General features: G+C 62.2%; 21 protein-coding genes. 15 read left to right on the forward strand and 6 right to left on the reverse strand.

Annotated elements, in window-relative coordinates; genetic code table 11:
• Nucleotides 1-13 precede the first annotated feature (13 nt).
• From ahaH to RBH20_RS00855, 11 genes are all read left to right on the forward strand, one after another.
• Nucleotides 14-346 carry an ATP synthase archaeal subunit H gene (gene ahaH / locus RBH20_RS00805; protein WP_306704549.1) on the forward strand — a complete coding sequence of 111 codons (333 nt, stop codon included), beginning with the start codon at nt 14-16 and terminating at the stop codon, nt 344-346.
• Nucleotides 333-2,561, forward strand: a complete 2,229-nt coding sequence (locus tag RBH20_RS00810; protein ID WP_306704551.1) for a V-type ATP synthase subunit I — start codon at nt 333-335, stop codon at nt 2,559-2,561. Before ahaH ends, RBH20_RS00810 begins: the two co-directional genes overlap by 14 nt.
• Nucleotides 2,562-2,779: 218 nt before the next feature.
• Nucleotides 2,780-3,040 (forward strand): F0F1 ATP synthase subunit C, encoded by a 261-nt coding sequence (locus RBH20_RS00815; protein WP_004518385.1) that lies wholly within the window; start codon nt 2,780-2,782, stop codon nt 3,038-3,040.
• A 22-nt stretch (nt 3,041-3,062) separates the two neighbouring features.
• Nucleotides 3,063-3,647 (forward strand): V-type ATP synthase subunit E, encoded by a 585-nt coding sequence (locus RBH20_RS00820; protein WP_306704555.1) that lies wholly within the window; start codon nt 3,063-3,065, stop codon nt 3,645-3,647.
• Nucleotides 3,644-4,717 (forward strand): V-type ATP synthase subunit C, encoded by a 1,074-nt coding sequence (locus RBH20_RS00825; RefSeq protein WP_306704556.1) that lies wholly within the window; start codon nt 3,644-3,646, stop codon nt 4,715-4,717. Before RBH20_RS00820 ends, RBH20_RS00825 begins: the two co-directional genes overlap by 4 nt.
• Nucleotides 4,714-5,037: a V-type ATP synthase subunit F gene (locus RBH20_RS00830; RefSeq protein WP_306704558.1), complete on the forward strand. Its 324-nt coding sequence runs from the start codon at nt 4,714-4,716 to the stop codon at nt 5,035-5,037. The genes RBH20_RS00825 and RBH20_RS00830 overlap by 4 nt, the downstream gene beginning before the upstream one ends.
• A 2-nt stretch (nt 5,038-5,039) precedes the next feature.
• Entirely contained in the window at nt 5,040-6,800 is a 1,761-nt protein-coding gene (locus RBH20_RS00835; RefSeq protein WP_306704560.1) for an ATP synthase subunit A, read from the forward strand.
• A 2-nt stretch (nt 6,801-6,802) separates the two neighbouring features.
• Nucleotides 6,803-8,218, forward strand: coding sequence for an ATP synthase subunit B (locus RBH20_RS00840; protein ID WP_306704563.1), 1,416 nt, complete (start codon nt 6,803-6,805; stop codon nt 8,216-8,218).
• Nucleotides 8,219-8,312: 94 nt separating this feature from the next.
• The gene (locus RBH20_RS00845; protein WP_306704565.1) at nt 8,313-9,065 is read left to right on the forward strand and encodes a bacteriorhodopsin; all 753 of its coding nucleotides are present in this window, start codon (nt 8,313-8,315) and stop codon (nt 9,063-9,065) included.
• 107 nt (nt 9,066-9,172) lie between these two features.
• Nucleotides 9,173-9,865, forward strand: coding sequence for a V-type ATP synthase subunit D (locus RBH20_RS00850; RefSeq protein ID WP_306704567.1), 693 nt, complete (start codon nt 9,173-9,175; stop codon nt 9,863-9,865).
• Nucleotides 9,866-9,921: 56 nt separating this feature from the next.
• On the forward strand, nt 9,922-10,314 hold the full coding sequence (locus RBH20_RS00855) for a DUF6276 family protein (protein ID WP_306704569.1): 393 nt from the start codon (nt 9,922-9,924) through the stop codon (nt 10,312-10,314).
• 114 nt (nt 10,315-10,428) lie between these two features.
• Here the strand turns inward: RBH20_RS00855 and prf1 are convergent, their stop codons facing one another.
• A complete protein-coding gene (prf1, locus tag RBH20_RS00860; protein WP_306704572.1) occupies nt 10,429-11,685 on the reverse strand; it encodes a peptide chain release factor aRF-1 in 1,257 nt (418 codons plus the stop codon).
• 295 nt (nt 11,686-11,980) lie between these two features.
• On the opposite strand from prf1, the gene RBH20_RS00865 reads away from it, so the two are divergent.
• Complete coding sequence (locus RBH20_RS00865; RefSeq protein ID WP_306704574.1) at nt 11,981-12,796, forward strand: AAA family ATPase; 816 nt, start codon at nt 11,981-11,983, stop codon at nt 12,794-12,796.
• Between the two features lie 67 nt (nt 12,797-12,863).
• Here the strand turns inward: RBH20_RS00865 and RBH20_RS00870 are convergent, their stop codons facing one another.
• Nucleotides 12,864-13,550 carry a helix-turn-helix domain-containing protein gene (locus RBH20_RS00870; protein ID WP_306704576.1) on the reverse strand — a complete coding sequence of 229 codons (687 nt, stop codon included), beginning with the start codon at nt 13,548-13,550 and terminating at the stop codon, nt 12,864-12,866.
• Nucleotides 13,551-13,682: 132 nt separating this feature from the next.
• Here RBH20_RS00870 and RBH20_RS00875 point away from each other — a divergent pair, with 132 nt between their 5' ends.
• Nucleotides 13,683-14,474: an alpha/beta fold hydrolase gene (locus tag RBH20_RS00875; protein WP_306704578.1), complete on the forward strand. Its 792-nt coding sequence runs from the start codon at nt 13,683-13,685 to the stop codon at nt 14,472-14,474.
• 65 nt (nt 14,475-14,539) lie between these two features.
• On the opposite strand, the gene argS is transcribed toward RBH20_RS00875, so the two are convergent.
• Together argS and RBH20_RS00885 are read right to left on the reverse strand one after the other, a co-directional pair.
• Nucleotides 14,540-16,279 (reverse strand): arginine--tRNA ligase, encoded by a 1,740-nt coding sequence (gene argS / locus RBH20_RS00880; protein WP_306704580.1) that lies wholly within the window; start codon nt 16,277-16,279, stop codon nt 14,540-14,542.
• Between the two features lie 134 nt (nt 16,280-16,413).
• Nucleotides 16,414-18,180, reverse strand: a complete 1,767-nt coding sequence (locus RBH20_RS00885) for a site-2 protease family protein (protein ID WP_306704582.1) — start codon at nt 18,178-18,180, stop codon at nt 16,414-16,416.
• Between the two features lie 103 nt (nt 18,181-18,283).
• On the opposite strand from RBH20_RS00885, the gene RBH20_RS00890 reads away from it, so the two are divergent.
• Together RBH20_RS00890 and RBH20_RS00895 are read left to right on the forward strand one after the other, a co-directional pair.
• On the forward strand, nt 18,284-19,180 hold the full coding sequence (locus tag RBH20_RS00890) for a universal stress protein (protein WP_306704583.1): 897 nt from the start codon (nt 18,284-18,286) through the stop codon (nt 19,178-19,180).
• 61 nt (nt 19,181-19,241) lie between these two features.
• Nucleotides 19,242-19,418 carry a hypothetical protein gene (locus RBH20_RS00895; RefSeq protein ID WP_306704585.1) on the forward strand — a complete coding sequence of 59 codons (177 nt, stop codon included), beginning with the start codon at nt 19,242-19,244 and terminating at the stop codon, nt 19,416-19,418.
• A 51-nt stretch (nt 19,419-19,469) separates the two neighbouring features.
• Here RBH20_RS00895 and lysS read toward each other — a convergent pair whose 3' ends face one another.
• Both lysS and pyrH read right to left on the reverse strand, forming a co-directional pair.
• Nucleotides 19,470-21,107, reverse strand: a complete 1,638-nt coding sequence (gene lysS / locus RBH20_RS00900) for a lysine--tRNA ligase (protein ID WP_306704587.1) — start codon at nt 21,105-21,107, stop codon at nt 19,470-19,472.
• Nucleotides 21,108-21,794, reverse strand: a complete 687-nt coding sequence (pyrH, locus tag RBH20_RS00905) for a UMP kinase (protein WP_011224653.1) — start codon at nt 21,792-21,794, stop codon at nt 21,108-21,110. It lies immediately after the preceding gene.
• Nucleotides 21,795-22,031: the final 237 nt, after the last annotated feature.

The raw sequence follows: 22,031 nt of genomic DNA on the forward strand, positions 1-22,031 counted from the left end.
ACATGATTAGAGAATGCCACGGCCAGAAGTTCTTGACAGGATACAGGAGGCCGAGCAGGAGGCCGACGAGATCGTCGAAGAGGCCGAACAAGACCGCGAAGACCGCATCGCGGAGGCTCGCGAGGAGGCCGACGAGATCCGCGAATCCGCGCGGGAAGAGGCCGAGGCGGCTGCTGAGCGCCGTCTCGAAGCGGCTCGCGAAGAGATCGAGGCCGAACGCGAGCAGATCATCGAAGACGGTGAGAGCGCTCGCGACGACCTCGAACAGCAGGCCAGTGAACAGATCGACGAGGTAGTCGAATACGTCACAGACCTGTTTGAGGAGGCGGTGCATGCTCAGACCTGAGAAGATGTGCCGCGTCTCGGTGACGGGGTCGAAACGCGCGATGGAGCAGACTATTGAGGCCGTCCACGACCTCGATATGCTCCACGTCACCGAGTATGATGGCTCTTGGGACGGATTCGAGCCGGGCAACTCGCTTGCCGGAACCAACGATGTTTCGGACAAGCTCGTCACGGTTCGCTCGCTGCAGTCCATTCTGGATGTCAGTGAGGAGGACGCCGGCCCGACCCGAGTTGTCACCGACGAGGCGATCGAGGAGCAACTCGATGAGGTTCGGACAGCAGTCAACGAACTCGACGACCGGCGCGACGATGTCCGGGACGAACTCCGGGCCGTCGAGGACCAGATCAACACGATGGCGCCGTTCGTCTCACTAGGCATCGACCTCGACCTGCTCCGTGGCTACGACTCGCTGTCAGTCGTCGTCGGCGAGGGTGACAGCGACGAGATCGAAGCCGTCCTTACAGAGAGCGACATCGGGACGTTCGAGCTGTTCACCGAGGACGGCGTCACCGCTGTGTTCGCACAGGCTGACGAAGACACCTTGCAGGATGCACTCGTCGGGGCGACGTTCTCTCGGCTCGAAGTGCCTGAGGGCGACGGCGATCCGACGTCATATCTCGAAGAGCTCGAACACGAGAAACAACAGCTCGAATCGAAGCTCTCGACCGTTGAGGACGAACTCGACGAACTCCGCCTTGACCACGCTGGCTTTCTTCTCGCGGCCGAAGAGAAACTGGCTATCGAGGCGCAGAAGGGCGAAGCGCCGCTCACCTTCGCGACGACGGAAAACGCCTTCATTGCTGAGGGCTGGATTCCGAACGAGCGCTACGAGGCGTTCGAGCGGGCTCTTTCGAGCGCCGTCGGCGATGCTGTCGACATCGACCGAATCGAAATCGCCGAGTACGATAGCGAGGGTCACGCGGAGTCTCACGAAGAAGTCGAGCGCGAAGGCGGCAACGGCGGTGAACCCGTCGGCAGTTCCGTCGACGCCCCCGAGCCGGAGAGTGAGAGCCAACCGCAGGAAACCGTCGCTGACGGCGGCGTTATCACGATGGGTGACGACGCCCCACCAGTTATTCAGGACAACCCAAGCGGTGTCCGGCCCTTCGAGGATCTTGTCGAAGTCGTCAACCGACCGAAGTACGGCGAGTTCGACCCGACAGTCGCTTTCTTCCTGACGTTCCCGGCCTTCTTCGGGTTCATGATCGGTGACTTCGGTTACGGGCTGCTGTACCTAGCGCTGGGCTATGGGCTGTACTCGAAGGCCGACAGTGACGTGTTGAAGAGCCTCGGTGGTGTCGGTATGTGGGCTGGTGGGTTCACCGCGCTGTTCGGTGTGCTGTACGGCGAAGTCTTCGGGCTCCACCAGCTCGGTGAAATCGTCTGGGGCGGTCACCCGCCGATGCACAAGGGGCTCCAGCCGTCCTACTCCGGCTATGCGCTGGCTTGGCTGACGATGAGCCTGCTCGCCGGGACAGTTCATCTCGCCGCGGGTTGGATCTTCGATTTCATCGAGAACCTGAGTCACGGCCTCTGGGACGCTGTCACCGAGAGCGGGTCTTGGCTGCTGATGCTGTTCGGCCTCTGGGCGTGGGTGTTCTCCGGCGCAAACGGCGCAGCGCCTGACTTCCTCTACACTGCCGAGGCAGGTGTCTTCGCCGGGAATCCGTACGCGTGGGGCTTCACAGGACTGCCAGCGATAAACCTCTTCACGATTCCGGGACTGGGTGCGCCGTTCTCGGCGTGGCTCATCCTCTTCTTCGCCGGCCTCGTGTTGCTGGCACTCGCCGACCCTATCGAGGTCGTCGAGTTCCTCAACGTGCTGGTGAACGTTCTGTCGTACACACGACTGGCCGCTGTGCTGCTGGCCAAGGCAGGGATGGCTTTCGTTGTCAACCTGCTGTTCTTCGGAGCCTACTCACACCACGGTGAGTTCCATTTCCTCATCGGGCACGGGCCTGAATGGGCAATCTCTGAATACGGCGCGGAAGCGATCATGTTCCCTGGGCTCATCCACTCCGGGATCGCCGCTGCGCTGGTCGGGGTCCTCATTCTGGTGATCGGTCACCTGCTTGTGTTGGTGCTCGGTATCACCAGTGCCGGACTGCAAGGCGTCCGACTTGAGTATGTGGAGTTCTTCGGCAAGTTCTTTGAAGGCGGCGGGAAGCGGTACAACCCGTTCGGCTACGAACGTAACTACACGACTGAGGACTGATCGCGCGCTTCCGCTTTCTTCGGGCTAATCGTCGTTGTTTACTGCCGGTTTTGCCAATTCCATCGCGGGTGTCGACTGCTACACGCTCACAACCGACCACAGCTGAGACCCTAAACCGCCCGAACAGCACGCTGACGAACCGTTTTGGGAAGCTTTATGAACTACGTGGATTCACATACGCCTGTTCGGACACGAGCAATTCCAGAGACTACACATCCATGATCGAAACCATCGCACTCCTTGTTAACGCAGTACTGCAGGAAGGTACCGCCAGTGCTCCAGCTATTCCGGCTTCAGCCGGCGCAGCACTCGCAGTCGGACTCGCCGCGCTCGGCTCGGGGTATGCGGAACGTGGGATCGGGGCCGCCGCCGTCGGCGCAATCGCAGAAGACGAGAGCATGTTCGGCCGCGGGCTTATCCTGACAGTCCTGCCGGAAACGCTCGTCATTCTCGCGCTTGTCGTCGTCTTCGTCGTCTAACAACACTCCGTTTTTTCCAATAATGAGCCTTCAAACAGTCGTAGAGGACATCCGCGACGAGGCCCGCGCGCGTGCTCAGGAGATTAGCGACGCGGCCGACGAACGTGCCGAGGAGATTATCGCCGACGCCGAGGCTGACGCCGACCAGATCCGCGAGGAACGCGAGACCGAGGTCGAGCGGACCATCGAGCAGGAGCGAGAGCAGCGACTCTCCTCTGCGAAGCTCGAGGCCAAACAGGCTCGACTTAACGCCCGGCGTGATATCCTCGAAGACGTTCACGGCGACGTCGAGGACGCGCTTGCGGCCCTCGAAGGGGACCGACGAGAGGAACTGACACGCGCACTGCTTGACGCCGCTGTCGATGAATTCGACGACAGCGACGAGCTATCGGTGTCTGGCCGTGCGTCGGACCAGTCGCTTCTTGAGGATATACTCGATGACTACGACAGCGCGACGTACGCCGGCGAGCGGGATTGCCTCGGCGGCGTCGTCGTCGAGAGCAACGAGTCACGAGTTCGTGTGAACAACACGTTTGATTCCATCCTTGAGGATGTCTGGGAGGACAACCTGAAAGCAATCAGCGACCGCCTGTTCGAAGACCAATGAGTTCGCGAACGGGAACGAGCGGCCAGGGAAGCAACTACGAGTACGTCATCGCACGGGTTCGTGCCCGCAGCGCATCCCTGTTTGACGATGACGACTATCGGAAGCTGGTCCGCATGGGGACGGGCGAAATCGCCCGCTTCATGGAGGAAACGGAGTACGAGACCGAGATGAACGCGCTCGGCTCCCGGTACGATGGCGTTGACCTCGTCGAGTACGCGCTGAACCGCAACCTTGCGAAACACTTCGACGACCTGCTTCGCTGGTCTGAGGGCGCGCTGTACGATTACATTGCCCGATACCTGCGAAAATTCGACGTGTGGAACGTCAAAACGGTCATCCGCGGGCTCTACTCGGACGCAGAGCGGACCGAGGTCGAGGACGACCTTATCCGGGCCGGCGAGTTCACTGACCGGCGAATCGAGGACTTGCTGAACGCCGGCTCTATCGAGGAGGTCGTCGAACAACTCGACGACACCATCTTCGGCGAATCGCTGGCCGAAGCGTTCGACGTGTACGAGGAAAGCGGCGTTCTCGTGCCGCTGGAGAACGCGCTCGACCGCGCGTTCTACGAAACACTGCTGTCGGGGCTTCCGGACAACCCGGAGATTGACAGCCCGACCGGGCTGTACGTCGAGTTCCTGGAGACGGAAGTCGACTTCCGAAACCTCCGGAATGCGCTCCGGCTGGCCCGCAGTGGCGCGGACCTTGACCCCTCGGAATACTTCATCGAGGGTGGACAGCTGTTCGACGCACAGGAGGTCGCACAGCTGTCGACGAATCTCGATCAGCTGGTCAGCGCCGTCCGCGAGAGCAAGTACGGCGACGACCTTGACCAGGCGCTGTCGGCGCTTGAGGAGGCCGACAACCTCATCGACTTCGAGCGGGCGCTGGACGCGGCGCTACTCGAATACGCCGACCGGCTCTCGAACCGCTACCCGCTGTCGGTCTGTCCGGTGCTGTCCTATGTCCTCGCCAAGGAACGCGAGGTCGACAACATCCGGGCTATCGCCCGCGGTCGTGAGGCCGGCCTCGGCCCCGACGAAATCGAACAGGAGCTGGTGATACTATGAGCCAGGAGATCGCTGTCATCGGAAGCCCGGAGTTCACGACGGGCTTTCGGCTAGCTGGCGTCCGCAAATTCGCGGACGTGCCTTCCGACGAGAAAGACGAGCAGCTCGACGACGTCGTCGAGGAGATGCTCAACGACGACGATGTCGGTATCGTCGTGATGCACGACGACGACCTGTCGCATCTCTCACGCGGTGTCAGACAGGACGCGGAGACGAGTGTCGAGCCGGTGATGGTCACGCTCGGCGGCGGCACTGGGAGCGGCGGACTGCGTGAACAGATCAAGCGAGCCATCGGTATCGACCTGATGGACGAGGACTAACCATGAGTCAAGCAACAGACACAGACGTCCGCGAGGACGGCATTATCGAAAGCGTCTCGGGACCGGTCGTAACGGCTCGGGACCTCGACGCCCGGATGAACGACGTCGTTTACGTCGGCTCGGAAGGGCTGATGGGCGAGGTCATCGAGATCGAAGGAAACATCACCACGATTCAGGTGTACGAGGAGACCTCCGGTGTCTCCCCCGGCGAACCCGTCGAAGGGACGGGATCGCCGCTCTCCGTGGACCTCGGGCCGGGTATGCTCGACGCCATCTACGATGGTGTCCAGCGCCCGCTCGACGTGCTCGAAGAGAAGATGGGGTCGGCGTTCCTCGACCGTGGTGTCGACGCGCCGGGCATCGACCTGGAGAAGACCTGGGAGTTCACTCCTGAAGTCGAGGAAGGCGACGAGGTCGAATCCGGCGATATCATCGGTACCGTTCCCGAGACGCCAAGCATCGACCACAAGGTGATGGTCCCGCCCGACTCCGAGGGTGGCGAGGTCGTCGCCATCGAATCGGGTAACTTCAACGTCGAAGAGACCGTCGTCGAACTGGACAACGGCGAAGAGATCCAGATGCACCAGGAGTGGCCGGTGCGCCAGCAGCGACCGACCGTGGAAAAGGAGACCCCGACGGAACCGCTCATCTCCGGTCAGCGTGTGCTTGATGGCCTGTTCCCAATTGCGAAAGGCGGGACAGCCGCCATTCCCGGGCCATTCGGGTCCGGGAAGACGGTCACCCAGCACCAGCTCGCCAAGTGGGCCGACGCGGACATCGTCGTCTACGTCGGCTGTGGCGAGCGTGGCAACGAGATGACTGAGGTAATTGAGGACTTCCCGGAACTCGAGGACCCGACCACCGGCAACGCGCTGATGGACCGGACCTGCCTCATTGCGAACACGTCGAACATGCCTGTCGCGGCGCGTGAATCTTGCGTGTACACGGGCATCACCATCGCGGAGTACTTCCGCGACATGGGGTACGACGTGGCGCTGATGGCCGACTCCACCTCCCGGTGGGCCGAGGCCATGCGTGAGATTTCATCCCGACTCGAAGAGATGCCGGGCGAGGAGGGGTACCCCGCGTACCTCTCCGCTCGGCTGAGCGAGTTCTACGAGCGCGCCGGGTACTTCGAGAATATCAACGGCACCGAGGGCTCTGTCTCAGTCATTGGGGCCGTCTCGCCGCCGGGCGGGGACTTCTCCGAGCCAGTCACTCAGAACACGCTGCGTATCGTCAAGACGTTCTGGGCGCTGGACGCTGACCTGGCCGAACGCCGGCACTTCCCCTCTATCAACTGGAACGAGTCGTACTCGCTGTATCGCGACCAGCTCGACCCGTGGTTCGAGGACAACGTCCGGGCTGACTGGCCGGAGACGCGCCAGTGGGCTATCGACACGCTGGACGAGGAAGCGGAACTGCAGGAGATTGTCCAGCTCGTCGGGAAGGACGCGCTGCCGGAAGACCAGCAGCTGACGCTCGAGATTGCGCGCTACCTGCGCGAGGCGTGGCTCCAGCAGAACGCCTTCCACGACGTGGACACGTTCTGTGAGCCCGAGAAGACCTACCGCATCATGGACGCCGCCAAGACGTACAACGATGCGGCCTTCGAGGCGCTGGATGCCGGTGTCCCTGTCGAGGAGATCACCGACATTGACGCCGCGCCGCGGCTCAACCGTATCGGTGTCCAAGAGGACTGGAACGAGTATATCGACGACCTCGAAGACGAAATCGAGTCTCAACTGCGGGAGCTGTACTAACAATGAAAGAGTATCAGACAATCACGGAGATCAGCGGACCGCTGGTGTTCGTCGAGACCGACGAACCGGTCGGCTACGACGACATCGTCGAAATCGAGCTCAGCGACGGCGAGACCCGCCGTGGCCAGGTGCTCGAATCCGCGAGCGACTACGTCGCCATTCAGGTGTTCGAGGGCACCGAAGGTATCGACCGCGATGCCTCGGTTCGCTTCCTCGGCGAGACGATGAAGATGCCCGTCACCGAGGACCTCCTCGGACGGGTCATGGACGGGACCGGCCAGCCGATCGACGGCGGGCCCGAGATTGTCCCCGACGAACGCCGCGACATCGTCGGTGAGGCGATCAACCCGTTCTCCCGGGAGTACCCTGAGGAGTTCATCCAGACCGGTGTTTCGGCCATCGACGGCATGAACACGCTCGTCCGCGGCCAGAAACTGCCGATTTTCTCCGCCTCCGGCCTGCCACACAACGACCTGGCGCTCCAGATCGCGCGACAGGCAACGGTGCCGGAAGAGGAGGAGGAAGGCGACGACGACGAAGGGTCAGAGTTCGCCGTCATCTTCGGTGCGATGGGTATCACAGCTGAAGAGGCAAACGAGTTCATGGACGACTTCGAGCGTACCGGCGCGCTGGAACGCTCTGTCGTCTTCATGAACCTCGCAGACGACCCAGCCGTCGAGCGGACGATTACGCCACGGCTGGCGCTGACCACCGCCGAGTACCTCGCCTTCGAGAAGGACTACCACGTCCTGGTCATCCTGACGGACATGACCAACTACTGTGAGGCACTGCGCGAAATCGGTGCCGCGCGTGAGGAGGTCCCGGGCCGGCGTGGCTACCCCGGATACATGTACACTGACCTGGCACAGCTCTACGAGCGTGCCGGTCGGATCGAGGGCCGGGAGGGCTCTGTGACCCAGCTCCCGATCCTGACGATGCCGGGCGACGACGACACGCACCCGATTCCGGATCTGACCGGCTACATTACTGAGGGTCAGATCTACATCGACCGCGATCTCAACAGCCAGGGCATCCAGCCGCCGATCAATGTCCTGCCAAGCCTGTCGCGGCTGATGGACGACGGTATCGGCGAGGGACTCACCCGCGCTGATCATGCCGACGTGAAAGACCAGATCTTCGCCGCGTACGCGGAAGGTGAGGACCTGCGCGACCTCGTGAACATCGTCGGTCGCGAGGCGCTGTCGGAACTGGACAACAAGTATCTGGACTTCGCCGACCGCTTCGAGGAGGAGTTCGTCGATCAGGGCACCGACACGGCCCGCAGTATCGACGAGACGCTCGAACTCGGCTGGGACCTGCTCTCGATGCTTCCGAAAGATGCGCTGAACCGCATCGATGAGGACCTGATCGAGGAGCACTACCGCGAGGACGAGACCGCCGAAACCGTCGAGGCCTGACGCGACGGCTTACTTTCTCCAGCACCTCTCTGTCTGTACCATATATTTTGGGTACGCGACTGTTTACCGTTGACCTCCTACACTAGGGTGCACTATGCCAGCACCAGGGAGCGAAGCGACTTGGCTGTGGTTAGGTACAGCGGGCATGTTCCTCGGCATGCTATACTTCATCGCGCGCGGCTGGGGTGAGACCGACAGCAGGCGTCAGAAGTTCTACATCGCGACAATACTGATCACGGCAATCGCGTTCGTGAATTACCTCGCGATGGCGCTTGGCTTCGGGTTGACGATTATCGAGTTCGGCGGGTCGGAACACCCCATCTACTGGGCGCGATACACCGACTGGCTGTTCACGACGCCGTTGCTGTTGTATGACCTCGGGCTGCTCGCAGGAGCAGACCGAAACACCATTTACTCGCTTGTCAGCCTCGACGTGCTGATGATCGGTACCGGTGTGGTCGCAACGCTGAGCGCAGGCAGCGGCGTGCTGTCGGCCGGTGCGGAACGGCTGGTCTGGTGGGGTATTAGTACCGCCTTCCTGCTGGTCCTGCTGTACTTCCTGTTCAGTTCGCTGTCTGGTCGGGTTGCAGACCTGCCCAGTGACACGCGAAGCACGTTCAAGACGTTGCGCAACCTTGTCACGGTCGTCTGGCTGGTCTACCCAGTCTGGTGGCTCGTCGGCAGTGAAGGACTCGGCCTCGTCGGTATCGGGATCGAGACGGCCGGCTTCATGGTCATCGACCTGACCGCCAAGGTCGGCTTCGGTATCATCCTGCTCCGGAGCCACGGCGTGCTTGACGGCGCGGCCGAGACGACCGGCACTGGCGCAACGCCTGCAGACGACTAACGCTACCGTTCGCCGACTTCGTTTTTTGCGTGTCAGTCCGGAAGCGGCGGCGCTCGAACCGAAATAACTGGAAACCGTTAACTGCCTACGTCGAAAAAAGACCCGTAATGGCTAAGGACGTCAAACCCACGCGAAAGAATCTGATGCAGATCGAGGACCGCATCGAGCTGTCCGAGCGTGGGCACGACACGCTGGAGAAGAAGCGTGACGGCCTCATTATGGAGTTCATGGACATCTTGGACCAAGCGCAGGACGTCCGTGACGACCTCGACGGCTCCTATGAGCGGGCCCAGCGCGCGATCAACATGGCCCGGGCGATGGAAGGCGACGTGGCCGTCCGCGGGGCCGCCGCAGCACTGAAAGAACACCCCGAACTGACGACCCAGTCCAAGAACATCATGGGCGTCGTCGTCCCGCAGATCGAGTCAAGCAAGGTTCGAAAGTCACTGGACGAACGCGGCTACGGCGTCATGGGGACCTCGGCCCGCATCGATGAGGCCGCCGAGGCCTACGAGGAACTGCTTGAGAACATCATCCTCGCCGCCGAAGTCGAGACAGCGATGAAGAAGATGCTCGAGGAAATCGAGACGACGAAGCGCCGTGTCAACGCCCTCGAATTCAAGCTTCTGCCCGACCTCTACGACAATCAGGAGTACATCGAGCAGAAACTCGAAGAGCAGGAGCGTGAGGAGATCTTCCGCATGAAGAAGATCAAAGCCAAGAAGGAAGAAGAAGAGGACGCGCTCGCGGCTGAGGAGGAAGCACAAGAAGAACCCGAAGCGGTCACTGCTGACGACTGAACAGGACGCTCGTTCTGACCGGTACCGTTTTTGCGCTTTCCCGTTCGTGCTTGAGTATGTCCTGTCCCGAGTGCGGTGGCGACCTCGTTTCGTTCCCAGTCCCGGCCGACCGCCAGCAATTTCTCCCCGGAGACGTACCGGGTGCCAGCGTCTGCCGGTCCTGTCTGGCGCTTCACCCGGAGACCGAGCCGCCCGCTGCTGTGCCTGATTTCACGGGACTTGATGATGCAATTCCCGATGATGACGGCGCAGCGATCCCGCTGGTGTTGCTCGTTGGGCTGCTTGATTCACTCGCAATGCACCGCGAAGAGATCACTGCGCTGCTAGAGCGTATCGAGCGCGAGGGCGTTGACCCACTGCTGGCACTGGACCGTCTCGACGCCAGCTACGGGGAAGCGGCTCATGTCGACCTCGGGCGTCGTCGTCAGCAACTCGAACAGTTGCTGTGAGCGGACAGGTCGACCGCTTCACTACCCCTGAGAGACGGCCCTGCCGGAGCGCGGTTCGGCGGAGCTGGTGGTGGCATTATCAAAGACGTACAGGGAACAGAGAACGACTGAGCGTTAGACGCCTGTCGAGTAGCGCAGCAGACCGGCGACGCCGCCGAAGGCGGTCAGCAGCTGTTCGCCCTTTTCGAAGTCAGTCGAAATGAACACCGTCTCGGTACCACGCTGCTCGGCCAGTTGCATCAGGTGGTCGATGGCGTCTTCGCGCTCGCCGTCGTCGGCGTCGACGGTGCCCCCACAGCGGGAGCACTCGTGGTCGTCAGTCCCGGCGCTGCTGTTGATGAGCTCGTACTCGTCGTGGCCGTTCTCGCAGGTGTAGGCGACCACGTCTTTCCGGAGGTCCTCGGAGATGAGCAGCTGTTCGACCGCGCCCATGTTGAGATTCTGGCGCGTCTGGTCGAAGCCATAGGTGGCCTTGTCTCCGTTGTGGAGCTGCTTGAAGAAGTCCTCCATGAGCTCCTTGTCCCGGAGCATTTCGTGTTCGGCCAGCACCTCGTCGGCCGCGTCAACGAGGTCGTACAGCCCTGACTCGTCGGTGTAGGCCACGTCGAACTTCCCGAGCACCATGTCCTGTAGCTCGTGGTGGAGGTAGTCGCCGTCGAGAAACTCGTCTTTGGTCGGTGAAGGGCCGCCCACGAGGATGCCGTCAAGTTCGTGGCGGTCGGCGACGAACAGGTCGTTCGCCATGCCGGCGACCTCCTGATAGAAATTGTCGATAGCTTCCAGCCGGAGGCGGGCGAAACGCTGGGCGGACTGGCCACCTTTCCGCTGTTTGCCCGGGACCAGTGAGGAGGCGGACTTGACGGGTTCAACGCGTTTGCCCTTCAGCCAGCCGACGTTTGCCTCTCGCCGGTCGAGCACGATGAGGCCGAACAGCCCTTTATCAGCCAGCATGTGCTCCAGCGGCTCGGTGAGGAACTCCGAGTCACAGTGGTAGCGGAACGACTCGATGGGGTCCGGTGGTGATTCGAGGACCTTCGTCACCATGTCGGTTCGGCCGCCGCCAGTGTCGAACGCACCCGAGAACACGACCAGTCCGTTGTCGGGTGGCCGCACGTCGTAGTACCGGAGTCGGTCCTTGATCGAAGTGAGCGCGTCTTGCACCGCTGTCCGGGTGTCCTTCGATTTGATGTTCGAAGCTTCGGAGTGTTCTTGGGTGACGTGGGCGACGACGTCGCTGATCAGCTTGTCCTCGGGGATGTAGATAGAGACGAGTTGGGTTCCCGAACCCTGGTACCCCTTGAGTTCCTCTATGACCTTCCGGAACTCATATTTCTGCTTGTCAGATTGTTCCTGTTCCTGCTGCTCGCTCATTACTCCATATTGGCCAAGGTCGCGTAAGAACCTGTTGACAGGGAGCGAAGGGCCCGAGCGAAGCGAGGAGTCTCGAATTGGAACGGCGATCAGCGGGAGCCGTGACGGACGGGAGCGAAAGAAAGCTCTCCGGCACAACGGTACGGTGAAGTGGGACGGTCGATATGGCAGACCTACGCTTCCGATGATCTGATTGGCCGTCGACCCGATTCATCCGGTGGTCCGTCACGTAGCGGTTCGACAAATGACAATCGAATTTATATGACTGCCTGTATTGTACCCAAGCAATCAGACTATGGCGGGGTATGTGTGTACGATTGCGGGCGGCAAGGGCGGCGTCGGAAAGACGACGACCGCGGTAAATCTTGGAGCCGTCCTGCAGGAGATGGACTACGACGTAGCCGTCGTCGACGCAGATCTGGGTATGGCGAATCTCGGCTCGATGCTCTCCGTGGAGCCCGAAAAGAGCCTCCACGAGATTCTGGCTGGCGAGGCTGCGGTGAGTGAGGCTTTGACTGATGCGCCGGGTGGGCTCACGGTGATTCCGGGCGAACAGTCGCTTGAGGCGTTTGCGGACGCTGACCCCGCAAAGCTCAGGAAAGTTATCAAGACGCTCCGAAATGCCTACGACGTGGTGTTGATAGACACTGGGGCTGGACTGAGCCACGAAGTCGCTGTGCCGCTTGGGCTGGCTGATGGAATCGTCCTTGTCACGACCCCTGACGACGTTGCGGTGGGTGATACGGTCAAAACGGCCCAGCTAGCGAACCGAATCGACGGGACCGTCCTCGGTTCGATCATCAACCGCGCGACCCGCCACACTGATGTCGCGGCCATTGCCGAGCAGATGGAGTTCCCGCTGCTTGCGGTCATTCCGGACGACCCGCAGGCGACGACCGAGGAACCACTCGTACTCAACGCCCCTGAGAGCACGGCTGCAGACGCCTATCAGCGGCTGACCGAAGCGCTGGAGGGTGTGTTCTTCCGTGGCGAGAGTCCCGAAACGGATATCGAGACAATACTTGACGATGAGTGGTTCCTCGACGACACCGAGGATCACTCCGATGCCGACGACGAGGACTCTGGCGGCGTGTTCGGCCTCTTTAACTGACGTTCCTGTACCCACTTGCTGTCCCGGTCTCAGCCTGTCGCTCCGACCGCACGCCACTGGCTCTGGATCAGTCCGGAAGCGGCGGCCATAGCGTCGCGACCGTTTCCTGAATGAGCTGGGTCTGTGCCCGGCGCAGTCGCTCTGAGAGTGACGACGCAGAGATATCCAATTCCGTCGCCACGGCGTCCAGTGATGCACGTCGCGGGATTTCAAAATACCCCATCTCGTACGCCGTCCGTAGCGCCTCCAGCTGTCGGTCAGTGAGCCCGTTCCCGGGCGACTTCGGCTCCGCGTCTCGAGTCAGCCGCTCCAGCCCGAACTCCGCGTTCCGTTGCCAAAACGAGGAAAACTCGGTGAACGCCGCCCTGTCGGCGAACCAGCCCATTTGCTCCCACCCATCCCCGGTCACGGTTATCTGTTCGATTATCGCGTCTGCCGTGGCGAGTGCTTCGAGTCTGTCCAGGTCGTCAATTTCGTCACCGAGTTGCTCTTCGAAGCTCAGCGCCGGCACTGCCTGATACCGTCGGGTGTCGCCGGCCGTCCCAATGCGTGTCCACTCCTGAACGTCGTAGGCGTTGGTGAGTGCCTGCTCGACAGTCTGTTGGGAGCCACCGGTCACGGTTGCGATAAACAGCGGACGACGACCGTGGTTATACTGGAGGGAGAGGGTAATCGACGCTTCGGGGACCGTCTCTGCAACCGACACGAGCGGCAACGCATCGCAGTATATCTGAAACTCTGCAATGAGCCCCATACGAATTCGCTCTACGTCGATGCTGAAGCGCCTGTCGGAACAGTGTGTCCGCCCCTGCTGAACCAATTCCTTTTAAACGGCCCAATCACTGAGAGAACGGCTTAGCCCGACTGCGTTCGACCGTGTTGTTGTATGCAGCCAACACAACCGACAGGTGAGATCGAAGTCGAATTCGAGCGCTACGGTGATGGCCAGCCACTCGTTCTCTTACACGGTGGGATGGCCCCTACGGAGTACTGGGGACCGGTCGTACCGGCGTTCGAGGGATACGGCGCTGTCGTCCCCCAGCGACCGGGGTTCGGGACCTGTCTCGACTCCGCCGCGGAAACGAGCGCCGACGAGGTACTGGACCGCGAGATCAAGTACGTTCAGGCGCTTGTCGACGCTGTCGACGGCGACCCAATCTTGTTCGGCCACTCGTACGGCGCACTTATCGCTATTGAGGCCGCGTCGGTTACGTCGGTCAAGGCAGTTATCGCGTACGAACCGGCGGTACTTCCCGCGGAGTACCGGACCGACGCTGACCTCGCCGACCGGATGGAATCGCTCGTACAGGACGGAAAGCGAGCGGAAGCGGTGAAACGCTACATCGAACAGGTCCTTCACCCCGACGGCATCGTGGATCTTGACGCCTGGCTTGCGGAGTGGCCCGTCTGGCCCGACTGCGTGGGCCTTGCCGAGGAAGTTGTCCGGATGAACCGGTCCGTCGAACAGTACCGGCTTCCAGACCGCCTCGGTGTCGACGCACCCACTCTCGTTCTCTCCGGTACCGACGGTCCTGACTTCCTCCGGCACAGTGCTCGAAACGTCCACGATGCACTGCCTCGCAGTCGATTCGTCGAGTTCGACGGTGTCAGCCACAGCGGCCCCGCCGAGGCACCCAATTTGATCGCAGCGGAAGTCGACGCGTTCCTCGAAAACTAGCCCGGCCAGCCGGACCGGTTCTCTACTCGTCGCTTGTCACACCGGATACCCGAAACGGGCCGCGCCTACATTGAAGTCGGCGCTTCGACGCCCAGCGCGTCGAGCGCGTTCGCAATAGCCGTTCGGGTCCCGTCGACGAGTGCCAGCCGTGCGGCGCGGGTCTCTGGGTCGGCGTCGAGAACCGGACACTCCCGATAGAAGGCGTTGAACGTCTCGGCGAGGTCGCGGGTGTAGGTGGCGACGGTGTGGGGCGTCAGGTCGTCCGCGGCCGCCTCGATGACGGCGGGGAACCGGGCCAGTTCGCGAAGCAGATCGCGTTCTTCCGGTTCACACAGCGGCTCGAGGTCGGGTTCGTCAGGGATGTCAGTCTCCACGTCGCCCAGAATGCCACAGCAGCGCGCGTGGACGTACTGAACGTAGGGCGCGGACTGGGCTTCGAAGTCCAGTGCACGATCCCACTCGAAGGTGATCCCCTTGGTCGGCTGTTTCGAGACGATGTCGTAGCGCACCGCGCCGATACCGACCTGACGAGCGATGCGATCGATGTCGTCCTCGTCGAGGTCGCCACGGGTGCGGTCGTCGAGTCTGGACTCGACCTCCTCGCGTGCACGATTGACGGCCTCATCGAGCAAGTCGTCAAGATCGATACCGGTCCCCTCGCGCGTGCTCATCCCACCCTCTGGGAGGTTCACCCAGGAGTAAAACACCTGGCGGAGCTGGCCGGTATCGTTGTCGAGCAGTTCGAGCGCTGCTGAGAGCTGGTCTGCCTGTAGCTTGTGGTCCTCGCCCAGCACCGTGACGGCGCGGTCGTAGGTGTCAAACTTCCACTCGTGGTGGGCCAGGTCCCGAGTGGTGTACAGCGAGGTCCCATCGGAGCGAAGGAACACGAGGTTCTTTTCAAAGTCGGGCAGGTCCAGCTGCCAGGCATCTTCCTCGTAGACGGCGCAGTCGAGGGCCTTCAGGCGGTCGACCAGATCATCGGTATCGCCGTTGCGCATGAACTTCGTCTCCTTGACGAACTCGTCGAACTCCGCCGGAAGCCGGCCGAGCGTACTCTGCATCCCACCCAGCACGGTGTCGACCACCTCGGAGACGCGGTCGTACGTCTCCTCGTCGCCGTCTTCGAGGCCCTGCAAAATCGACTGTACCTCGGTCTCTGCTTCCTCAACCTCCTCGGGGTCGCCCTCTTCGAGGACGGTGTTGCCCTTGCGGTAGTACCGGACCATCTCGTACTCCGGGGACTCCCGCTCGGGTTCGGGCAGGTCATCCTCGTCGAAGGTCTCGTAGGCCCAGGTGAACACGGCAATCTGTCGGCCCGCGTCGTTGACGTAGTAGTGGCGGTCGACGTCGTAGCCGGCGTAATCGAGCACGCGAGCGACGGCGTCGCCGATGATGGGGTTGCGCGCTCGCCCGACGTGGACCGGGCCAGTCGGATTCGCGGACGTGTGCTCGACGACAACGCTGGTGTCACGGTCGGGAAGCCGGCCGAACTCGTTCTCTGTGACTGACTGCAGGGTCTCGGCGAAGTACGCCTCGCTCGGGAGGAAATTGACGTACGGCCCCTGTGTCGTCACGTCACTGACGTAGGTGAGGTCGTTGGCGGCAATCGCGTCGGCGATGTCGCCGGCGACGTTTGGCGGCGCAGTACCGACCTCGCCGGCCAGCCGGAAGGCGACGCTCGATGCTAATACGGCGTCAACGTCCTCCGGTGGCTCCTCGATACCGAGGTCCTCGGCCGGCAGGTCGAGGGTTGTGAGTGCGTCGGCGAGAGTGTCCTCGACCTCCGCACGGAGCTGCAGGAACATACGCCCGGATTTCGCGGCGGAGAGTAAATGGGTAACGAAACCCCGACCGTCACAGATGGACCGGTAGACTCCACAGCCACAGCAACCGTCGCTAGTCAGGCGAGCGCCGGAAGAAACTGGGACAGCAGTCCGTCTCAGGTCAGGAGCCGCGGACCGAACACCATCAACAGGAGGCCGCTGATCATTGATACCGTGATCGCAATCGAGACGGCCGTCGTCACTCGCCGCCCGTCCGAGACGGGCAGCCGCGAAACGAACGATTCGGTCGACGCCCGCAGGATGTGACCACCGTCAAGTGGGAACGTCGGAATGAGGTTGAACTGACCGATGACGAGGTTGATCCAGCCGGTCCAGAAGAGGACGTTCGCGAGCAGGAACACCGGCGTCGCTCCGAGCGCCCCGAGCGGGCCCTGGACGGTGTAGAAGTTCGTCGCGATCCCGGTGAAGCCGGCGAAGTTGTAGCCGAACCCGCCGGCGACGCCGATGAAGGGGAGCAAGAGCGTGCTGAAAATCCGCTGGGCGAACGAGAACTCGGAGACCGACGTTGGTGTGTCCGGCGAGCCGCCGATGAATTCGAGGAACGCGGCTGCGGGGTAGGTGTCGATGCCGAAGTCACTGACCTGAATGCCGCTGATGCCCTGCTGGATGCTGACACCGATGATGCCGTTGTCGACCTGCTCACTTTCGGCCATCGTCACCTCGTAGGTCTCGCGGGAGCCGTCGGCGTAGCCGGTGATCGTCACCTGGTCACCGGGTTCACCGCTCTCAAGTGCCTGTATCAGTGCCGTTCCGCTGTGTGTTCGCTCTCCGTTGACCTCGGTGATAATCATGCTTTCGCCGCTCGGTGCCCCTTCCCCGGCGAGCGGGCCGTCTTCAGCGACCAGCACGTATGCGCCGAGCGGGGTCGTGACTGTCTCCCCGGACTCGGTTTCGAGTGTCGCTACGGGATGGTTCTGGGCTGCCTGTTCGAACTCATTGCGGGTCGCCACGGCGGTCCCGTTGACAGAGACAATCGTCTCACCAGTCCCAAGTGGCGCACTCTGGAGGGCCGCAGAGACGACGACGGACCGTTCGACGGTGACGGTTTCGGCATCCTTGCGAGCCACTTCGACCGTCTGTGCGTCGCTTTCGGCGAGCACTGATTCGAGGGCCTGCTGGTTCTCGACCGATTGGCCGTTGACCGCCGTGATGACGTCGCCCGACTCGATACCCGCATCTGCGGCGGGGGTGCCGTTGATGGGGCTCCCAACCGGCACGCCGTCGACGACGGCGACAGCACCGGCGACCGGTCCGAATAGCAACAGGAGCGTGATAATCGCGAGCGCGAAGTTGTTCGTCACGCCGGCCGTGTACATCCGGGTCTGGGAGCCACGGTCGGTGCGGAGGAGTTCGTCTTCGTCGGGTTCGACGAACGCCCCAACTGGGATAATCGCCAGCAGGGCAAGTCCCATCGACTCGATGTCGATGTCTTCGACGCGACAGAAGAGTCCGTGGCCGCCCTCGTGGACGACGAGGCCGAGCAACAACCCGAGCACGATTTCGGGTGCGACCGACAGCGGGAGGAAGTCATTCACGCCGGGAATCGCCAGTGCGTTCCGCGGTTCGTTCAGTGCGGAGGGCTGTGGGTTGACGAGCGCCTGGTAGGCGCCGAGCGCAACGAGGAGGAACGAGCCGACCATCACGACAAGGCCGAACCCGACGCCGAGGTTTCCCCAGGCCCGCCAGAACCGCTTTGGCCGTGCGAGCCAGTCGAGCACGGCTTTGCCCTTCTGTGTGTGAATCGTCGTAATCGGGCCGCTAAAACGAATATACTCGGGGACAACGCCGCGGGTCCGTAGCGCCATCGCGAGGAGGGTGTAGGCGACAAGGCCCGCGAGGACCCACGTCAGCGTACTCACCATTTATCCGAAAATAGGCGTAGCCAAGCAAGAGGGTTTGGTTTGGGACACACTGCTGGTCCACAGCAGCCAACGGTGAAGTGACCCCGCCGCAAACGACCACACAATGTACGACCACATTCTCATTCCCGTCGATGGGAGCGATGAAGCCGCGGCAGCCGCACAACGTGGCCTCGCACTGGCAAAAGACTTCGACGCAACGGCTGAGGCGGTCTATGTCGTCGAGCAGCGAGCACGCAGGCTCACGCGAACGGACCGCGAGGACGGCCGTCTGCGGGAACACGGTGAGTCGGTCCTTGCGGATATCGAGTCACTTGCTGCTGACATCGGGCAATCCGTCACGACGGAACTGCTAGAGGGGAAACCGAGCGCGCGAATAGACGAGTACGCTCGTGAAACCGACGCCGGGCTCATCGTCCTTGGCCGACAGGGGATGACCGGTCTCGGGAAACGACTCCTCGGCGGCGTCACTGAGAGGGTCCTGAATCGAACTGCGGTGCCCGTGCTTGTCGTTTCTGCGGAGAAACAGACAGCAAATGACGAATTTGATTACTCGCGGCTACTCGTCACAACCGATGGGAGCGAGAACGCTAACACGGCGACACGACACGGCGCGGCGGTTGCAGACAGATACGACGCTCTAGTACACGTTCTCAACGTCGTCGATATCCAAGCCGCCGGCGGAGCGTTCAACGCTGGCGGGCTGAACGAGACGTTCATCGACCGGCTAGAGGAGAACGGGCGTGACGCCGTCGCAGCAACCGCCGACGAACTTCGGACGGCGGCCTCGGATGTCTCGGTTGAAACTGCTGTGGAACAGACGACCTCGCTTGATGGCGTTGCCGCTGGCATCCAAGCGTACGTCTCCGACAATGACATTGAACTCGTCGTGATGGCGTCACACGGCCGTTCGAACCTGAAACGCCAGTTGCTCGGCAGCGTTACGTCGCAACTGCTCCGAACTGTCGATGTCCCCGTGCTGGTGACGCCTCGTTCGACCTGAGGGGTGGACGGACCACCCGTTCTATGTGGTGTGAGGGCGTACCGCAAGTAGGTGCAGGACAATGCCAGAAACCTGCGGTATCTGTGGCGAGACGGTCCCCTTCGACGCGACCGTCCACGCGATGTTTCACACGCACAGCAAGACGGGCGTCATCGACGTGTACGTCTGTCAGGACTGTTACGACGAGCGCCTCGGACCGATGTTTGAGCGGGTCGACACGCAGGAACAGTCGCCCTGAAGACACCTTCGAATAGGGTGTTACGGACGGGTAGGACCGCCTTACCCCGGACTATTCGTTCCGGCGGAAGCGTTCCACGACGAACTCCTGGTCAAGTTTCGCGATGAACGTCCCGAGCTGTGGGCCTTCAGTGTCGTCGAACAGCAGCCGGTAGCCGGCCGAGAAGAACTCGCTGATGTCGATGTCGTTTCGCTTTGCCGTCTCGTAGATTTCCGACTGAATCGCATCGCCGTCGTGGCCTTCAGCGATGAAATCGGCCAGCTCGTCCAGCGCGGCCGCCGTCGCGTCGTCGAATGACACGTCGGGCATCTCGGCCCGCTTGAGTTCGTAGTTGAATTCGTTGTTCGTCAGGCTGGCCCACTCTTGAGCGCGCTCGACACGGGCGAGCGCCTGCTCGACGGCCCACTCCGGCGCATCGTCCGGGATGTGGCCTTCCTTCCGGGCGATCTGTTCCCGGAGCGCCGGGTCGTCGGTCATTCCGAGCACGGCCGCGAACGTGTAGGGGATCCGAACCCGCTGTTCGTGCGGGTCGTCCACGACCATCGGGTAAGCTCGCTCCGCGAGTTCTGCGTCGTCCTCGCTGGCCTCGATTTCCTCGAAGTACCGCCGCTCGAACCGGTCGAACTCGTCGACGAGCTGGTCGATGGTCTCGACGGAGAAGTCCCGCTGTTTCCGCGGGTCCTTCACGAAGAAGTACTTGAACACCTCCGGTTCGAGGATGTCCAGCACCTCATCGACGGTGATGACGTTGCCCGATGAAGAGGAAAGCGGCTCGCCGTCGAGCGTGAACCACTCGTACACCATCGGGACTGGCGGCTGGATGTCCAACACGTTCTCGGCGACATCCTCACCCGATGGCCAGGAGCCCTCGGCGTGGTCCTTGCCGAAGGGCTCGAAGTCGACGCCCAGAATCTCCCACTGACCGGGCCATTCGAACCGCCACGGGAGCTTTCCGTCCCGGAGCGTCGCCGTTCCTTCGTGGCCACAACCATCGATGGTCTGGTCGCCGGCCTCGACGTCTTCACAGACGTATTCGACTTCGCCGGCGTCGAGGTCGACTGCGGTGACGCCCTCGGTGAGTTTGCCGCACTCCTCGCACTGGGGCAGGAACGGGACGTAGTCGTCGTCGACCTTGTTCTGGTACTTAGCGAGCACGTCGCGGGCCCGGTCGGCGCGTTCGAGCACGCGGCGCGTGACTGCTTCGAACTCGCCGTCGGCGTACAGCTCGGTGTTGGAGACGAACTCCACGTCGACGCCGACCAGCTCGGCGCTTTTCTGGAGAAGGGTCGTGAAGTGAGCGCCGTAGGAGTCACAGCAGCCGAATGGGTCCGGGATGTCCGTGTAGGGTTTCCCGAGGTTCCGCCCGAGTGCGCCGGCGTCGACCTCCCCGAGGCCGACGATGTTCCAGTCAAGATCGGCGAGCTGGCGGGGGACCGCCCGCAGCCGGTCCTTGTCGTCGGCGGTGAACACCTGTCGGACCTCGTGACCGCGGTCCCGCAGGGCCTCGGCGACGTAGTAGCCCCGCATAATCTCGTTGAAATGGCCGATGTGGGGGACGCCCGACGGGGAGACACCGCCCTTGATGACGATTGGCTCGTCGGGGTCCCGTGCTTCGATAGCGTCGGCGACGGAGTCGGCCCAGAACGCCCGGGAACCGCCACGACCGACCTCGTAGGGGTCTTCCGCCATCTATGCCTCCGGGAGGATTTCGGACCCGTCGAACTCGCCGTCTTCGACCGCGCGCACGACACGCTCGGGATCAGTGCCGTCAAGGACCATCGTCCGGATGCCGGACCGCTGGATGATTTTTGCGGCGAGCAGGTCGACCGGCGCGCTGCTGCCGGCGTCCATCTCGATGTCGGCGATCACGTCGACGAGTTCGTCCGCGCCGAGTTCGTCGAACCGCGTCGCGTCGTCGTCCTCGTTCGGGTCGGCGTTGTAGACGCCGGGAACCGATGTCGCGTACACGAGCAGGTCCGCGCCCACGTACTCTGCGAAGGCGGCCGCCACGGCATCGGTGGTCTGTGCGGCGACGATACCCCCGAGCACGGGGATATCTCCGCGACGGATGGCCTCCCGGCCCTCATCGTAGCTTTCGGCGGGTGTCGGCGCGGCGCGATCGTCTAGGGCAGCGATCAGCAGTCGGCCGTTCAGCCGCGTAACAGCGATTCCCAGCTGGTCGAGTTCGATTTCGTTCGCGCCGAGGTCCCGAGCGCTGCCGATGTAATCACGTGCGGTTGGGCCGCCACCGACGACGGTCCCGAGTGTATGTCCCTGTGCATCGAGTGACTGGATGGCATCGGCGTAATCGGCGACCCGGTCGGCGTCGAGGTCCGGGGCCAGTACGCTTCCGCCAATGGAAACGACGACTTTCATTAGCCCGCCGTAACCGCGATGCACTCTTAAGGGTTGTCAAGGCCACTGACTGCTGTCTCTCTAGCCAGCCCTTTCTCATCCCCACACCGACTGCTATCGGGTGCATCCCTGTGGGACTGTTGGTATGACGTGTGCCCGACGTGCTGACGCACGTCTGACGCCTCTCCCACTCTATCGGCGAAATATGCCGTTTATCGGGGCCACAGAGGGTGATATCTCTCTTTCACAGACCGTTCA

Origin of the sequence: Haloarcula sp. H-GB4 (genome assembly GCF_030848575.1) — an archaeon.
Classification (GTDB): Archaea; Halobacteriota; Halobacteria; order Halobacteriales; family Haloarculaceae; genus Haloarcula.

Bases quoted from the DNA above. Each gene is read 5' to 3' on its own strand.
- ahaH (WP_306704549.1), top strand. From the start codon at position 14: ATGCCACGGCCAGAAGTTCTTGACAGGATACAGGAGGCCGAGCAGGAG.
- RBH20_RS00810 (WP_306704551.1), top strand. From the start codon at position 333: ATGCTCAGACCTGAGAAGATGTGCCGCGTCTCGGTGACGGGGTCGAAA.
- RBH20_RS00815 (WP_004518385.1), top strand. From the start codon at position 2,780: ATGATCGAAACCATCGCACTCCTTGTTAACGCAGTACTGCAGGAAGGT.
- RBH20_RS00820 (WP_306704555.1), top strand. From the start codon at position 3,063: ATGAGCCTTCAAACAGTCGTAGAGGACATCCGCGACGAGGCCCGCGCG.
- RBH20_RS00825 (WP_306704556.1), top strand. From the start codon at position 3,644: ATGAGTTCGCGAACGGGAACGAGCGGCCAGGGAAGCAACTACGAGTAC.
- RBH20_RS00830 (WP_306704558.1), top strand. From the start codon at position 4,714: ATGAGCCAGGAGATCGCTGTCATCGGAAGCCCGGAGTTCACGACGGGC.
- RBH20_RS00835 (WP_306704560.1), top strand. From the start codon at position 5,040: ATGAGTCAAGCAACAGACACAGACGTCCGCGAGGACGGCATTATCGAA.
- RBH20_RS00840 (WP_306704563.1), top strand. From the start codon at position 6,803: ATGAAAGAGTATCAGACAATCACGGAGATCAGCGGACCGCTGGTGTTC.
- RBH20_RS00845 (WP_306704565.1), top strand. From the start codon at position 8,313: ATGCCAGCACCAGGGAGCGAAGCGACTTGGCTGTGGTTAGGTACAGCG.
- RBH20_RS00850 (WP_306704567.1), top strand. From the start codon at position 9,173: ATGGCTAAGGACGTCAAACCCACGCGAAAGAATCTGATGCAGATCGAG.
- RBH20_RS00855 (WP_306704569.1), top strand. From the start codon at position 9,922: ATGTCCTGTCCCGAGTGCGGTGGCGACCTCGTTTCGTTCCCAGTCCCG.
- prf1 (WP_306704572.1), bottom strand. From the start codon at position 11,685: ATGAGCGAGCAGCAGGAACAGGAACAATCTGACAAGCAGAAATATGAG.
- RBH20_RS00865 (WP_306704574.1), top strand. From the start codon at position 11,981: ATGGCGGGGTATGTGTGTACGATTGCGGGCGGCAAGGGCGGCGTCGGA.
- RBH20_RS00870 (WP_306704576.1), bottom strand. From the start codon at position 13,550: ATGGGGCTCATTGCAGAGTTTCAGATATACTGCGATGCGTTGCCGCTC.
- RBH20_RS00875 (WP_306704578.1), top strand. From the start codon at position 13,683: ATGCAGCCAACACAACCGACAGGTGAGATCGAAGTCGAATTCGAGCGC.
- argS (WP_306704580.1), bottom strand. From the start codon at position 16,279: ATGTTCCTGCAGCTCCGTGCGGAGGTCGAGGACACTCTCGCCGACGCA.
- RBH20_RS00885 (WP_306704582.1), bottom strand. From the start codon at position 18,180: ATGGTGAGTACGCTGACGTGGGTCCTCGCGGGCCTTGTCGCCTACACC.
- RBH20_RS00890 (WP_306704583.1), top strand. From the start codon at position 18,284: ATGTACGACCACATTCTCATTCCCGTCGATGGGAGCGATGAAGCCGCG.
- RBH20_RS00895 (WP_306704585.1), top strand. From the start codon at position 19,242: ATGCCAGAAACCTGCGGTATCTGTGGCGAGACGGTCCCCTTCGACGCG.
- lysS (WP_306704587.1), bottom strand. From the start codon at position 21,107: ATGGCGGAAGACCCCTACGAGGTCGGTCGTGGCGGTTCCCGGGCGTTC.
- pyrH (WP_011224653.1), bottom strand. From the start codon at position 21,794: ATGAAAGTCGTCGTTTCCATTGGCGGAAGCGTACTGGCCCCGGACCTC.